The organism is Streptomyces sp. NPDC091412, assembly GCF_044756885.1.
In the GTDB taxonomy this organism is placed as follows: Bacteria; Actinomycetota; Actinomycetes; order Streptomycetales; family Streptomycetaceae; genus Streptomyces.
In genome coordinates this window covers 76855-91626 of record NZ_JBIVTV010000011.1, presented here as the reverse complement: position 1 = coordinate 91626, position 14772 = coordinate 76855, and the positions used below count along the sequence as shown (strand labels likewise).

Genomic DNA, 14772 nt, shown 5'->3' with positions numbered 1-14772 from the left:
GGGGCGCGGCGGGGAGATTCCCGGGGGCACTCGTGATGGGCGAGCTCAGGGCCGGGGATTGAGGAACACGTGTGCCGTCGGCGCAGTGACCATGACCATGAGACCGGCAATAGCCTCGAAAGTCCCACCACCCTTCTTTTCTAGCATCGCGTGGCTCCGGAGCCCGGATTCCGGCCCGAGAGGCGAACTGTGCTCCGGGAGCACAGGAGAAAAGGGCTCGACAGCGATGGAGCGCAGGCTGTGAGGGGCCTCGATGGCACCGCCATAACGGCCTCCCGCATCCACTAGGAACGGGTACAGCGGCCGGTCGGCCGGTCGGCGGGTGGGCGGCACTGGAGGGGGAAGTCGGCCGCGCTCGTGCTCAGGTAGCGGCCGATGCACGCGTTGGCCGTGGTTCTGCCGCGCGCGGCGCAGAAGGCCAGTGCGGAGCGTCCGTCGGTGAAGGGGCCCGGAACGTAGATCACCCAGTAGCCCGGGCGCAATGACGCATAGTCGTCGCTGCGGAGCACCTCCGCTTCGGGCACCGACCGCCGAATCGTGGCGAGCCGTTTGTCACGGTCGGCGATGCCCGCGCTGACGGGATCGGAGTAGAGCTGGGCGATCCAGCGGCCGTCAGGCAGGGGAGGCTGTTCGGCCGGGGCGGCCGAATGCGTCGCTTCTGCGGTTGGCTGTCCCGTGGGATCCGTCGTCGCGCCCGATGTCGCGTCCTTCGTCGGGGCCGGCGATGCCCCGGCAGTCCGCTCGGGCGGGGAACTCGCCGCAGTGGTCGCCGGCCGTGTGGACGCCGTGCTCGGCGAGGTGCCCACCGCACTGTTCGCCCCGTCGTTCCCCGGACCGCGAAGTGTCAGCACCAGCGCGGTCGTCACGGCCGCCGCGGACGCCAGCACCGCCGCGGCCACCGCGATGACGGCCGGCTTCCGGTTCCGCGGAAGGCCGGGCGCGAGGGCGGATCTCGGGGTGTCCACCTGGGTGGGCGGATACCCGGGAGGAAGCGCCGGGGCCGGCGGCACCGACGCGGTGAGCGTCGGCTGCTCCCAGTGAGGGGCCGAGCCGGACTCCACCCGCGCGAGCATCGCGTCCAGCTGCTCGGCGTCCGGGCGGGCCGCCGGGTCGCGTACCAGCAGAGCCTGGAGCACGGGGGCAAGGGCGCCGGAGCGCACCGGCGGCGGCACGGGTTCCTCGAGCACCGCGGCGAGGGTGGCGAGTGTCGTGGCACGCCGCAGTGGGCTGACGCCCTCGACGCTCACATACAGCAGCAGGCCGAGCGACCACAGGTCGGACGCGGGGTCGTCGTCGCGGCCGCGGATGCGCTCAGGAGCGATGTACTCGGGCGATCCGACGAGTTCGTCCGTCGCCGTCAGCGAGGTCGAGCCCCGCATCCCCGCGATGCCGAAGTCGGTGAGCACGGCCGTTCCGTCGGCGCGCAGCAGAACGTTGCCGGGTTTGACGTCCCGGTGGTGGATGCCGACCGCATGGGCGGCCCGCAACGCGGACAGCACCTGACGTGCCAGGCCGGCCGCCTCCACGGGCGTCAGCGGGCCGGCCGAGAGCCGTTCCTGGAGGGAGGGCCCGGGCACCAGCTCCATCACGAGCCACGGGTGGGGATCCGTATCGACGATGTGATGGATGGTCACGACGTTCGGGTGATGGAGCCGGGCCAGCGCCCGCGCTTCGCGCAGCACGCGCTCACGTGAGACGTCCGACACCTCCGCGTCCGACCGCACGGCCTTGAGCGCGACCTCCCGCTGCAGCACCGAGTCCCTCGCCCGCCACACCGTCCCCATTCCGCCGCTGCCCAGCTGTTCGATCAGCTGGAAGCGTCCGTCCACCAGGTCTCCCCCTGCACCCATGCGCATCAGGTTAGGGACTGTGCGAGATTACGGAAGGCGGTTGTACCCGGTATCACGCCGAGGTCCGGCAGTAGGCATCGTCCGGGTCGTTCGCGGTGTGGGAGCTCTGCTCCCGCACGCACCTGACTGATGAGAGCGGATGTGACCGAACGGACCGGCCTCCGGCACGTCCCTTCAAGGACGTGCCGGAGGCCGGTCGGATCGCCGTCGCTCCTGTCGGTGGGCGTCGGCGGTGGTTGCGGGGTCAGCGGCGGCAGTCCCGGTGGGCGGGCTGCCAGACGCGGGTCCAGTAGCCGGCGTGCCTGGCGTGGTGGTGCCGGTCCTGGTATCCCGGGTGCCACAGCCGTGCCCAGTGGCCCGGCGCCTCCACGCAGTGGCGCGATGGCGCCGGCGGCCGGTGGTGTTGCGGCGCGGCCGACGCGGTGCCGACCGTGCCGGCAACCGCGCCCGCGGCCAGGGCCACCGCCGCTGCACCCAGGGCCGCAGCCCTCTTCAACCCGTTGATCATGTTCAGGCCTCTCTGTACGAGTCGGGGCTGACGCCCCGTCACTTCCCGGACCGCTTCGGCCGGGAACGCATCGATCCTCCACTTCGCGACACCCCCGAAATGCCGAAAAACACTGCCTATTACGAAATGCAAATGGATTTCTCATGTGGCTCAAATGTTCATATATGTGTGTCAGGTGTAGCGCGTCATGAGCCGACTTCAGGGCGATCAGCGTGCGCCCGTATGCCCGAGGGAGCCCTCGCGTGCGCGTCATGGAGGCCAGGGCGCGACCTTTCTCGGGCCGGGGGCTTGATCAGGTCGAGCGTGTGATCGGGACGTGAGCGAGAGCGCCGTGGCGGCCCGTCAGGTGCGGCTCGGTGCCGGTTCCGGCTTGGCGAGAGGCGCCGCCGCGCGGCGGGGGAGCAGCAGCGGGGTGGCCAGCAGGAGCACGCCGGCCAGGCCGATGGCTGTGCGCGGGCCGAGGAGGCCGCCCAGCACACCCCATGCGGCTGTCAGGAGCGCGGTTGTGGCCTTGGTCGTTACCGTCCAGGCGGTCAGTGTGCGGGTGACCCGGTCGGTCGTGGTGCGTTCGAGGCGGTAGGTGGCGGAGACCGGGTTGAAGACTCCGCAGCAGAAGATGAGCCCGAGTTCGATGCCCATCACCAGCAGCAGCCCTGCGGTGCCCGGCCCCAGGAAGGCCAGGCCGAGGGGCCAGAGTGCGCGCAGCGTCCCGGTCACGACCAGGACTTGGCGTTGTCCGTACCGGGTGACGAGTGGTCGGGCCAGCCGTGAACCGAGCAGTCCACCGATCGAGGGTGCGGCGAAGGCGAGGCCGTACTGCCACGGTGCGAACCCGAGTCGGCCGAGCATCAGGACGGCCAGCAGCGGCTGGGCGGCCATCACCAGGGCGTTGAACAAGGCGGTGTTGAAGAACAGCGGGCGCAGCGTGGCGTCGGCGAGGATGTACCGCCAGCCGTCGAGCAGGTCCCCGGCCCGCATGCGCGCGGTCTCCCGGCGATCGGGCCGCGGCTCGTGCCCGCCCATCGCGCGGATGCCCAGGGCCGAGAGCAGGTAGCTGACCGCGTCGGCCACCACCGTCGCCACCGGGCCGAGGAGCCCGATCGCGGCGCCGCCCAGCGGCGGTCCGATGATCGTGGTCGTCCAGGACGTGGACTCGAATCGGGCGTTGGCGATGAGCAGGTCCTCGGCCGGCAGCAGCGTCTTCAGGTACGCGCCGGAGGCGGCGCGGAAGGTGATGTCGGCCGCCGCGACGACGACCGAGACCAGCAGGAGCTGAAGGAAGGTGAGCACGTCGAACACGAACGCGGTGGGGATCGTCAGCAGCGCCGCGAACCGGACCAGGTCCGTCGCGATCAGCACCGGCCGCTTGCGGCGGAACTCCACCCACGGGCCGAGCGGCACCGCCACGGCCGCGCCCACCGCGGCCCCCACGGAGGAAAGCGCGGCGACTTCTGCCGGTCCGGCGTGCAGCACCCGGATGGCGATCAGCGGGAACGCGCCGAAGGCGAGCCACGTGCCGAGCGCGCTGGTCCCGTACGCTCCCCAGAGCCACCCGAACCGTCGGCCCAACCGGTGCCCGTTCCTCATGCCCGACGCCCCTCGTCACTCACCCGCACAATCGATCCGCGATCGGAAGTATCAAAGCGAGCACCATGCCCGGGGATCAAACAACCACAGGACGACCCAGCCACAACCAGCGGTTGTGACCATGGGGTGTCGCCATGGTCCTCGGCACCGTCCGGACCTTCGTCGTAGCCGCCGACGCGGGCCCGCGGCTCGTGGGGCAGGCTGAACGCCGTCGATCATCGATGTTCACCTGAATGCTCGACATTCACGTCACCCACAAGACGCCCGCCAGCAAGCAGTGGCCGGGTCGGTCGGGAACAGGTGCGGCCACCGCGTGATCATCGGGGCTGTGCGGACTCTTGAAGATCGTGCGGTCGCGGGTGCGGCCCGCGGACGGTGTGAGGCCACCGTGGTCACACAGCGCGCAGGGCCGGCGTGCCGTCCGTCCGGCCGCCCGCGGTCGGCGCCGGCAGCAGCGCCGCCAGCCTCGCGTACGTCCCATTACGGGCCAGGAGTTCCGTGTGCGTGCCCGCTTCCACCAGGCGCCCGGACTCCACCACCAGGATGCGGTCCGCGTCCGCCGCCAGACTCAGATCGTGCGTGATCATGATCGTCGTACGGCCTGCCATCAGACGGCGCAGTGGCTGGACGACCCGGCGTGCGGCCAGGCCGTCCAGACCGGCCGTGGGTTCGTCCAGGATCAGGACCGGGGCGGAGCGCAGCATCGCGCGGGCGATCGCGATGCGCTGGAGCTGCCCGCCGGACAGGGCTGCCGTGCCCGGCGCGATGTGCGTGTCGTAGCTGTCGGGGAGCGCGGCGATGAAGTCGTGCGCCGCCGCGTCGCCGGCCGCGCGTTCGATCTCCTCGCGGCTCGCACCGGGGCGCCCGGCCTCGATGTTCTCGCGGATCGTGCCGCTGAGGACCAGGGTCTGCTGGGGCAGCAGGGTCACGTTCTCGCGCAGGAACTCCAGCGGCAGGTCCGTCAGCGGGACGCCGTCCAGGCGGATCACGCCCGCCGTGGGGTCGTAGAAGCGGGTGAGGAGTGTGGAGAGCGTGGACTTGCCCGCGCCGCTCGGGCCCGTGACCAGGACCAGTTCGCCGGGGCTCGCGGCGAACGTGATGTCCCGCAGGGACGCGTGCTCCGCACCCGGGTAGCGGAAGGTCACCTCGTGGGAGGTGACCCGGCCGCGCACCGGCCAGGGGGCGAAGGGCCGGGCCGGGTCGGTCACCGCCGGCTCGGCGTCGAGGATCTCGTTCAGGCGTTCCGCACCCGCGGTGGCGGCGGTCAGGGTCAGACCCAGCTGGCCGAGACTGCGGAGCGGCGGGTAGAGGTAGCCGAGGAAGGCGGCGAAGGCCAGCAACTGGCCCAACGTCATGCGGCTCTGGGAAATCTCCCACGCCCCGAGCCCGATCACCGCGAGTACGCACAGCGTCTCGACGACCTCGACGAACTGTGCGTACATCTCGCTCGCCCGCGCGCCTCGGACGGATGCCCGCATCCACGCGCGCGCCTCGTGTTCGAGTCGCTCCTCCTCCGCCCGCCTGCGGTTGTACGCCTGGGTGAGGACGACATTGCCGAGGGACTCCTCGACGACCGAGGTGATCGCGCCGTCGGCGGCCCGCTCGTCCTGGGACGCCTCCTTGATGCGGCCGGAGAAGCGGCGCGCCGTGAGGAGGAACAGCGGCGCCAGGAGGAACGTGGCGAGGGCCAGGTCCCAGCGCAGCCAGAACGCCGCCGTCGCGTAGAAGACCGCGGAGAAACCGGCGGAGACCGTGCCGACGAGCCCCGACACGACCATCTGTTCGATGGCCTCGACGTCGCCGGTCAGGCGTGCCAGCAGGTCGCCCTGGCGGTGTCGCTGGAAGAAGTGCGGCGGCAGGTCCTGGACGTGGCGGAAGACTTTCGCCCGCAGGCGCAGGACGAATCTCTCCGCCGTCCGGACGGCGAGCGAGTTGCCCAGGTAGCCGACGAGCGCGCCCAGCGCGGCAGCACCCAGCCAAGCCGCGGCCGGCCCCCAGAAGGCGGCGAGCGAACCCGCCTTCAGGGCGTGGTCGGTGAGCTGGGCGAAGAGCAGGATCGACGCGGTCTCGGCCAGCGCGGACACGATCACGCACACGATGATCAGCGCCAGCCATCTGCGGTCGCCGCGGGTCAGCGGCCAGAACCGGACGAACGCGTCCTTGACGTCGCGCATGTCGGCATCAGCTCCTCTTCGGCTCTTGGGGTTCTCGTCATTCGGTCGCCGGTGACATGGCCGAGGCGGGGCCCCGGAGGTGTTCCGGTGACCCCGCCTCGTGGCGAGTCGTCAGCGCTGGTGGCCGATCGGTCGGCACCACTCGTGCTTCTTCCGGGTGTCCTTCTTGGGGGCGTGCTTCTTCGGGGCCGGCTTCTCGGTCCTCTTGATGGGGGCGATCTTGTGGAAGCTCATGGGATTCTCCCTCTTCGGTGAATGGTCGGACAGTGTCCGGGAGTGAATTTCTCGCCGACCGCTCACCAGGTGTGAACTGAATTCATGACACCGGCGCCGGTCGGTTTTCCCGGTCAGGTTCGACCCGGCGGGCCGGGCGCCCTGCGCAGGTGGCTCAGCGCTGGTGCTCGCGGCCGATGGGGCACTTCCGCGCATGCTTCTTCGGGGCCGGCTTCCTGGGCTCCGGGACGGGCTTGCGGTGCTTCCTGACCGGGACGATCTTGTGGAAGCTCATGGGCTTCTCCTCACTTGCCTGCGGGTGGATTCCCTCTGCCGTAAGCGGTGTTCGCTTTCGACATGGAAGACATTACGGGACCCCCGGGCCGGGAAAGGGCAATTCGTATGAGACCTCGATGAAATGCACCTGAATCAATTTTCAGGAGATTCGTGGAACCGGGGCGCTGCTCACACAGAATTTATTATGGGCCTCACCTGGAACTTACCGAGGGAATTTTTTGATCCGAGAAGATTTATGTCGGTCGGAGCCGCGGAGGACTGGTGGGCGAAATGGCCGGCCGGCGGACGGGGCGCACTGCTGTCCCGGTCCCTGTTCTGTCACGCGCCCCAGAGCGTGACGTACACCGGGGGCCGGAACCGGGAGGGCGGGACGCCCACGCCGGGCGCGCGCATGATGCGGGTCGCCGCGGGCGTGTGCAGGAAGTGCAGGAACGCGTCGGTGGCCGGGGAACGACGCTCGGCCCGCAGGGCGGTGGCGTGCCAGGTGGCGTCCGACGGCGTGGCCGGGGTCTCCAGCACGCGCAGCTCGTCACGCCGGATGCGGGGCGACACCAGATGGGCCAACGCCGGTGCCACCCCCGCGCCCTCGGCGGCAGCCGCCCAGGTCGCGGCCTGGTTGGGGAACACCCACACGTGCCCTTCGGCCACTCCGAGCCGACGCAGCAGCCGCCCGGAGTCCGCGTCCGGATCGGTCCCGGAGGAATCGACCAGCCACGACCACCGCGGTGGCGGACCGGGCGGCCGCGGCGACCTGGCGCCGATCACCACGACCAGCTGGGTGCGGAACAGCGGCTCGCTGACCAGTTCGCCCCCATGGCCGGCGCCGAGATACGGCCCGAGCGCGACGTCGACCAGCCGGTTCTCGACCAGCACACGTATCTCGTTGCCGGCGGCCACCCCGAAGGAGGTCTCCGTCCTGTGCCCTGAGCGGCCGGCGAAAGCCTCCACGAGCGAGGGGAGCACGAACTCGGCCAGCGTGCTCGTGGCGACGACCCGCAGCTCGTCGGGCGCACCCCGTGCCGCCCGTACCGCAGCCTCGGCGTCCGCGTTCAGCGCGACCATCTGCGACGCGACCGGCAGCAGCCGCGCACCCGCGGGCGTCAGACGCATCCCACCGCCGCCGGTGCGCCGGATGAGCGGATCGCTGTAGTGGGTGCGCAGCGCGGTGAGCGCCTGCGATACGGCGGACTCGCTCACGCCCAGGGCTCGCGCCGCGGCGCCGACCGAACCGAGCCGGGCGACCAGCACGAAGGTGCTGAGCTGTGTGACGGTCACTACCCGATTTTCCTGCGTTCGGACGGATAAGTGAATGCTTATCGACCCATTGCCCGGCCGGTGCGGAAGAGCGCAGCCTGAAGGGCACAGCGTTTCAGGAGGGCCCGATGCAGGTTCCAGCTGCCTTCCAGTACGAGACGGCAACCAGCGTTGAGCACGCGATCGAGCTGCTCACACGCTACGGCCCCGAGGCCCGGGTGGTGGCGGGCGGACACAGCCTGCTGCCGATGATGAAGCTGCGGCTGGCTCAGCCCGAAGCCCTGATCGACATCAACGGCCTCGGCGAGCTGGCGCTGATCCGGGTGGACGGGCACGACCTGGCCGTCGGAGCGATGGTCCGCCACGCGGAGCTGCTCGCCTCGCCGGTCGTCGGCGAGCACTTCCCCGTCCTGCGGGACGCGGAACGGGTCATCGCCGATCCGCTCGTACGCAACCGCGGCACCGTGGGCGGCTCGCTGTGCCAGGCGGATCCGTCGGAGGACCTGTCCGCGGCGTTCTCGGCACTGCGGGCGGCTCTTGTCGTTCAGGGCCCCGGCGGCCGGCGCACCATCGGGATCAGGGAGTTCTTCCTCGGTCCGTACGAGACCGCGCTGACCGAAGCGGAGCTGCTGGTGGAGATCCGAGTGCCCATCCGTTCGCACGCCAGCGCCTACCGCAAGGTCGAGCGCCGGGTCGGCGACTGGGCGGTCGTCGCCGCGGGAGCGGTGCTGGAGATCACCGACGGGGTCGTCACCGAGGCCGGGATCGGGCTGACCGCGGTGGGTGCCCCCCGGTTCGTGTCCGAGCAGGCCGAGGACTTCCTGCGCGGCGGACGGCCGGACGACGAGAGCTTCGCGCAGGCGGGCCGGATCGCCGCGCAGGAGTGCAGGCCGACGGCGGACCAGCGCGGCCCGGTCGACTACAAGCGGCATCTGGCCGGGGAGCTCACCACGCGGGCGCTGCGTGTCGCCGCCGCACGTGCCCGGGGGCAGGAGGCGTGACATGCGGATCACCGTGACCGTGAACGGCGAGCAGCACACGAGGGACGTGGAGCCCAGGCTGCTGCTCGTGCACTTCCTGCGCGACGAACTCGGACTCACCGGCACCCACTGGGGCTGTGACACCTCCAACTGCGGAGTGTGCGCCGTCTGGCTGGACGGGACGCCGGTCAAGTCCTGCACGGTGCTCGCGGTGATGGCCGACGGCCATGAGGTGCGGACCGTCGAGGGACTGGCGCACGGGACCGAACTCGACCCGGTGCAACAGGGATTCATCGCCTGCCACGGGCTGCAGTGCGGCTTCTGCACGCCGGGGATGATGATGACCGCCCGCTGGCTGCTCGACCACAACGCGGACCCGTCCGAGGAGGACATCCGGGAGGCCATCTCCGGACAGATGTGCCGCTGCACCGGTTACGAGAACATCGTGCGTTCCATCCGCTGGGCTGCCGAGCACGGAGGCGGGGCGCGGACCGCGGACACGGCCACCGAGGCGGCGCCCGGCCGCGAGGAGGTGCGGGCATGACGACCACCGAGGAACGGCCGGTCGGTTTCGGGCGGATGCCCCGCAAGGAGGATGCGCGGTTCGTCCGCGGCCACGGGACCTACGTCGACGACGTACGGCTGCCCGGGATGCTGCACGGCGCGATCCTGCGCAGCCCGCTGGCGCACGCCCGAATCGTGTCCGTCGACACCAGCGCCGCCGAAGCGCATCCGAAGGTCAAGGCCGTGATCACGGGGGAGACCCTGGCCGGTCTCGGGCTGGCCTGGATGCCCACGCTCTCGTACGACACGCAGGCGGTGCTCGCCACCGACAAGGTGCGCTTCCAGGGCCAGGAGGTCGCCTTCGTCGTCGCCGAGGACCGCTACGCCGCCCGGGACGCCCTCGAGCTGATCGACGTGGAGTACGAACCGCTCCCCGTGGTCGTCGACGCCCGCCGGGCGCTCGACCCGGACGCGCCGGTGATCCGCGACGACAAGGACCAGCAGACGGACAACCACATCTTCGACTGGTCGGCGGGCGACAAGAAGCGAACTGACGAGGTCTTCGCGGCGGCCGGCGTCGTGGTGGAGGAGGACATGCTCTACCCGCGGGTGCACCCGGCGCCGCTGGAGACCTGCGGCACCGTGGCGGACATGGACGCCATCACCGGGAAGCTGACGGTGTGGTCCACCACCCAGGCCCCACATGCCCACCGCACGATCTACGCGATGGTGGCGGGCATCCCTGAGCACAAGATCCGGATCATCTCCCCGGACATCGGGGGCGGCTTCGGCAACAAGGTCGGCATCTACCCCGGTTACGTGTGCGCGGTCGTCGGCTCGATCGTCACCGGCAAGCCGGTGAAGTGGGTGGAGGACCGCTCGGAGAACCTGATGAGCACCTCCTTCGCCCGTGACTACCACATGCACGGCGAGATCGCGGCGACGAAGGACGGGAAGATCCTGGGCCTGCGCGTCCATGTCATCGCCGATCACGGCGCGTTCAACGCCACCGCACAGCCGACGCAGTTCCCGGCCGGCTTCTTCGGCGTCTTCACGGGCTCGTACGACCTGGCCGCCGCGCACTGCGCCGTGACCGGCGTCTACACCAACAAGGCCCCCGGCGGCGTCGCCTACGCCTGCTCGTTCCGCGTCACCGAAGCCGTGTACCTGGTCGAGCGGATGGTCGACGTGCTCGCGGACCGGCTCGGCACGGACCCGGCCGAGCTGCGGATGCGCAACCTGCTGCGGCCCGGGCAGTTCCCCTACCGGACGCAGACGGGATGGGAGTACGACTCCGGCGACTACCCGCGCGCCCTGCGGCTGGCCATGGACATCGCGCACTACGAGGACCTGCGCCGGGAGCAGGCCGAAAAACGCCGACGCGGCGAGCTGATGGGCATCGGGGTCAGCTTCTTCACCGAGGCTGTCGGCGCGGGCCCGCGCAAGCACATGGACATCCTGGGACTGGGCATGGCCGACGGCGCCGAGCTGCGGGTCCACCCGACCGGCAAGGCCGTCCTGCGCATCTCCGTGCAGACCCAGGGGCAGGGCCACGAGACGACGTTCGCGCAGATCGTCGCCGAGGAACTGGGCATCCCGCCCGAGGACGTCGAGGTGGTGCACGGCGACACCGACCAGACCCCGTTCGGGCTCGGCACCTACGGATCCCGCTCGACCCCGGTGTCCGGAGCCGCGGCCGCGTTGGTCGCCCGCAAAGTACGCGAACGCGCGAAGATCGTCGCCTCCGCGATGCTCGAAGTGAACCCGGACGACCTGGAATGGGAGAAGGGCCGCTGGTACGTCACGGGCGACCCCGACCAAGGACGGACCATGGCCGAGATCGCGCTCGCCGCACACTCCACCCTGGAACTTCCGGAGGGTGTCGAGGGCCACCTGGACGCGACCTGCGTCTACAACCCGCCGAACCTGACCTTCCCGTTCGGCGCATACATATGCGTCGTCGACGTGGACGCGGACACCGGCCAGGTGAAGGTCCGCCGGTTCATCGCCGTGGACGACTGCGGCAACCGGATCAACCCCATGATCGTCGAAGGTCAGGTGCACGGCGGACTCGCCGACGGCCTCGGCATGGCGCTCATGCAGGTGATCGCCTTCGACGAGGACGGCAACTGCCTCGGCGGGTCGTTCATGGACTACCTCCTGCCCACCTCGGTCGAATGCCCCTCGTGGGAGCTCGGCGAGACCGTCACCCCCTCCCCGCACCACCCCGTCGGGGCAAAGGGCGTCGGCGAGTCCGCCACGGTGGGCTCGCCCGCCGCGGTGGTCAACGCCGTGGTCGACGCCCTGAAGCCGCTTGGCGTGCGCCACGTCGACATGCCGCTGACGCCCGCCGCGGTGTGGCGGGCCGCCCAGGGCCGGCCGCTGCGCACCGACATGGCCATCACCTGAGGCCCCGTGATGACGAACACCGAACTGCTGACCCGCGCGGACGAACTCCGGCACGGCCGGACCCCATTCGTCCTGGCCACCGTCGTCCACGTGGAACGCCCCACGAGCGCCAAACCCGGGGACAGCGCACTCGTGCTGCCCGACGGCACCGTCGAGGGCTTCGTGGGCGGCAGCTGCGCCGAGACGACGGTGCAACTGCAGGGCCTGCGCGTACTGCGGACCGGCGAGTCGCTGCTGCTGAGAATCACGCCCGGCGCGGACACCGGCACCGAAGGTCCGCAGGAGCCCGCCGAAGGCCTGGTCACGGTGGCCAATCCCTGCCTGTCGGGCGGGACGCTCGACATCTTCCTGGAGGCCAACCTCCCTCCAGCGCTGGCGTACGTCTACGGGCACGCCCCCATCGCCCGCGCTCTGCTCGACCTCGGCCGTGTGCTCGACCTCGACGCCCGGCCGGCCTCGCCCGGAAAGCCGCTGCCGCCCGATCTGGACGTCGTCGTCATCGCCACGCACGGCCGCGACGAGGAGACCGTACTGATCGAGGCCGCACGCGCCAGGGTCCCGTACATCGGGCTCGTGGCCAGCCCGAAGCGCGGCGCGGCGGTACTCACCGCGCTGGACCTCACCGAGGAACAACGCGCGCGCGTTCACACCCCGGCCGGGCTCGACATCGGCGCGCGGACCGCGGCGGAGATCGCGCTGTCGGTGTACGCCGAGATCATCGCACTGCGGCCCCCGGCGGCCCCAGCCGCGCGCCGCCGAGCCGAATCCGCCGCGCCGCAGCCCCTGGCCGAGGACGTGGATCCCGTGTGCGGCATGACCGTAGCGATCACACCGGACACCCTCGCGCTGGACCGGGCCGGCACCAGGGTGTACTTCTGCGGGCCGGGGTGCCGGCACGCCTTCGCCGACGACCCCTCCCGTTACGCGCATGCCTGACCTCGACCCCCTCGTACCCGATGTCCCCGCCCTGCGCTCGCAGCTCGACACAGTCGGCTACCTGGCCGACGACGATCTGGCCACGGCGCTGCTGCTGGCCGTGCGCATGCGGCAGCCGATCCTGCTGGAGGGCGAGCCCGGCGTCGGCAAGACCGAGGCGGCCCGCGCGCTCGCCGCCGTGCTCCACACCCCGCTGATCCGGCTGCAGTGCTACGAGGGACTGTCCTCCGCCGAGGCCCTCTACGAGTGGAACTACCCACGGCAACTACTGGCCATCCGGCTGGCCGAGTCCCGCGGAGAGCCCCTGCGGGACGCCGACCTGTTCACCGAGGACTACCTGCTGCCACGGCCGCTGCTCGCCGCGATCTGCCACCCGGGACCGCGGCCGGCGGTGCTGCTCATCGACGAGGTGGACCGCGCCGACAACGAGTTCGAGGCGTTCCTGCTGGAACTGCTCGCGGACGCCGCGGTCACCATCCCCGAACTCGGCACCCGGACGGCTGTGGTGCCGCCGGTGGCGGTACTGACCTCCAACCGCACCCGGGATCTGCACGACGCGCTCAAACGCCGCTGCCTCTACCACTGGATCGCCTACCCGGACACCGCACGAGTCGCCGCGATCATCCGCAGACAGGTACCGGAGTCGGCCGAGTGGCTGGCGGAACGCGTGGCGCGCGGGGTGGCGCGCCTGCGTGCCCGCCAGGAACTCACCAAGCCGCCCGGCATCGCCGAGGCGATCGACTGGGCGGGCGCGCTGCACACGCTGGGCTTCTCCGTTCTCGACGCCGACGCCGCCGACCGCACCCTGGGGGCGGTCCTCAAGTACGCCGAGGACCTGGAGGCCGTGCGCCGGACCGGACTGGCGGAGCTGGTCGACGCGGAGGCCCGCTCCGATGCCTGACCTGCCTGACCTGGTCGCCTCGTTCACCGCCGCCCTGCACGACGCGGGGATCGCGGTGGGCCCCGACCGCACCCGGAGCTTCGCACGGGCGCTCACCCTGCTGGCACCGTCGACGACGTGCGAACTGCGGCACTGCGCGCTCGCCACCCTGGTGTCAGACCCCGAGCAGATCGAGCTGTTCGACAGGGTCTTCCACGAGGTCTTCGCCGACCCGGCCGACCGCGAGGCACAGCGCGGGCAACCCGGCGACCCGCCCCGATCGCTCCCGAACACCGTTCCCGGCCGCGTCCCCGGCACCCGGAAGGACACCGCGGACGGACGAGGCCGGGATGCCGACACACAGCCGCGGACGGCTCCCGTGCCCCTCGCCGCCAGTCCGCTCGACCGTCTCGCGGGCCGCGACTTCGCGGACCTGTCCGCCGAGGAACTGGCGCGGCTCTCCGAGGTGATGCGCACCCTCGTCCTGCGCACTCCGACCCGGCCGTCCCGCCGACGCCGCACAGCGCACCACGGTGCGCGCATCGACGTGCGCCGCACCCTCTCCGCCAGCCGGCGCACCGGCGGATACCCGCTGCGGCTGCACCGCTTCGCGCCCCGCGACCGCCCCCGCGACCTCATCGTGCTCTGCGACATCTCCGGATCGATGGAGCCCTATGCCCGCGCGATGCTCCAACTGCTCTACTGCGCCGCCCGTGCGACCCGCGCCGAGGTCTTCACCTTCGCCACCCGGCTCACACGGCTCACGCCCGTCCTGCGGCGGGGCGGGCCGGACGACGCCCTGGCACGGGCCGGACAGGCGGCTCCGGACTGGTCCGGGGGCACCCGGATCGCGGACTGCCTGGCGGAGTTCAACGAGCGGTTCGGCCGGCGCGGCATGGCGCACGGCGCCGTGGTCACCCTCATCTCCGACGGCTGGGACACCGGCGCGCCCGCCGACCTCGCCACCCAGATGGCGCGGCTGTCCCGGGTCGCCTACCGCGTCGTATGGGTCAACCCGCGCACGGCAAGCCCGCGCTACCGTCCGCTCGTGGCCGGCATGGCTGCGGCACTGCCCTACTGCGACGCCGTCGTCAGCGCCCACAACCTCGCGGCCCTGGACGACTTCACCGCCGCGCTCTACGCCCGGCGCCGCCGATGATCCCGCATGCTGCCCGTCCCG

The 14772-nt window shown here is 71.3% G+C and carries 12 protein-coding genes; 6 read left to right on the top strand and 6 right to left on the bottom strand.

Annotation, left to right across the window (positions count from 1 at the left end):
- Positions 1-284: 284 nt before the first annotated feature.
- From ACIQMV_RS24870 to ACIQMV_RS24845, 6 genes are all read right to left on the bottom strand, one after another.
- Positions 285-1850, bottom strand: coding sequence for a protein kinase (locus tag ACIQMV_RS24870; RefSeq protein ID WP_402595644.1), 1566 nt, complete (start codon positions 1848-1850; stop codon positions 285-287).
- A gap of 244 nt (positions 1851-2094) precedes the next feature.
- Complete coding sequence (locus ACIQMV_RS24865; RefSeq protein ID WP_402595642.1) at positions 2095-2358, bottom strand: hypothetical protein; 264 nt, start codon at positions 2356-2358, stop codon at positions 2095-2097.
- A gap of 342 nt (positions 2359-2700) precedes the next feature.
- Positions 2701-3945 carry an MFS transporter gene (locus tag ACIQMV_RS24860; RefSeq protein ID WP_402595640.1) on the bottom strand — a complete coding sequence of 415 codons (1245 nt, stop codon included), beginning with the start codon at positions 3943-3945 and terminating at the stop codon, positions 2701-2703.
- A gap of 392 nt (positions 3946-4337) precedes the next feature.
- Positions 4338-6119 carry an ABC transporter ATP-binding protein gene (locus ACIQMV_RS24855; protein WP_402595638.1) on the bottom strand — a complete coding sequence of 594 codons (1782 nt, stop codon included), beginning with the start codon at positions 6117-6119 and terminating at the stop codon, positions 4338-4340.
- Between the two features lie 111 nt (positions 6120-6230).
- Positions 6231-6353 (bottom strand): hypothetical protein, encoded by a 123-nt coding sequence (locus ACIQMV_RS24850; protein WP_402595636.1) that lies wholly within the window; start codon positions 6351-6353, stop codon positions 6231-6233.
- A gap of 594 nt (positions 6354-6947) precedes the next feature.
- On the bottom strand, positions 6948-7904 hold the full coding sequence (locus tag ACIQMV_RS24845; protein WP_402595634.1) for a LysR family transcriptional regulator: 957 nt from the start codon (positions 7902-7904) through the stop codon (positions 6948-6950).
- 107 nt (positions 7905-8011) lie between these two features.
- Between ACIQMV_RS24845 and ACIQMV_RS24840 the strand changes: the two genes are divergently transcribed.
- From ACIQMV_RS24840 to ACIQMV_RS24815, 6 genes are read left to right on the top strand one after another with little or no spacing between them, the layout of a single operon-like run.
- Complete coding sequence (locus ACIQMV_RS24840; RefSeq protein ID WP_402595632.1) at positions 8012-8884, top strand: FAD binding domain-containing protein; 873 nt, start codon at positions 8012-8014, stop codon at positions 8882-8884.
- A 1-nt stretch (position 8885) separates the two neighbouring features.
- Positions 8886-9407: a (2Fe-2S)-binding protein gene (locus ACIQMV_RS24835; RefSeq protein WP_401771821.1), complete on the top strand. Its 522-nt coding sequence runs from the start codon at positions 8886-8888 to the stop codon at positions 9405-9407.
- Positions 9404-11776, top strand: coding sequence for an aerobic carbon-monoxide dehydrogenase large subunit (locus tag ACIQMV_RS24830; protein ID WP_402595630.1), 2373 nt, complete (start codon positions 9404-9406; stop codon positions 11774-11776). The genes ACIQMV_RS24835 and ACIQMV_RS24830 overlap by 4 nt, the downstream gene beginning before the upstream one ends.
- A 9-nt stretch (positions 11777-11785) precedes the next feature.
- Positions 11786-12712, top strand: coding sequence for an XdhC family protein (locus ACIQMV_RS24825; protein WP_402595628.1), 927 nt, complete (start codon positions 11786-11788; stop codon positions 12710-12712).
- Complete coding sequence (locus tag ACIQMV_RS24820; RefSeq protein ID WP_402595626.1) at positions 12705-13613, top strand: AAA family ATPase; 909 nt, start codon at positions 12705-12707, stop codon at positions 13611-13613. Before ACIQMV_RS24825 ends, ACIQMV_RS24820 begins: the two co-directional genes overlap by 8 nt.
- On the top strand, positions 13606-14751 hold the full coding sequence (locus ACIQMV_RS24815; RefSeq protein ID WP_402595625.1) for a VWA domain-containing protein: 1146 nt from the start codon (positions 13606-13608) through the stop codon (positions 14749-14751). Before ACIQMV_RS24820 ends, ACIQMV_RS24815 begins: the two co-directional genes overlap by 8 nt.
- The last annotated feature ends 21 nt before the right edge of the window (positions 14752-14772 follow it).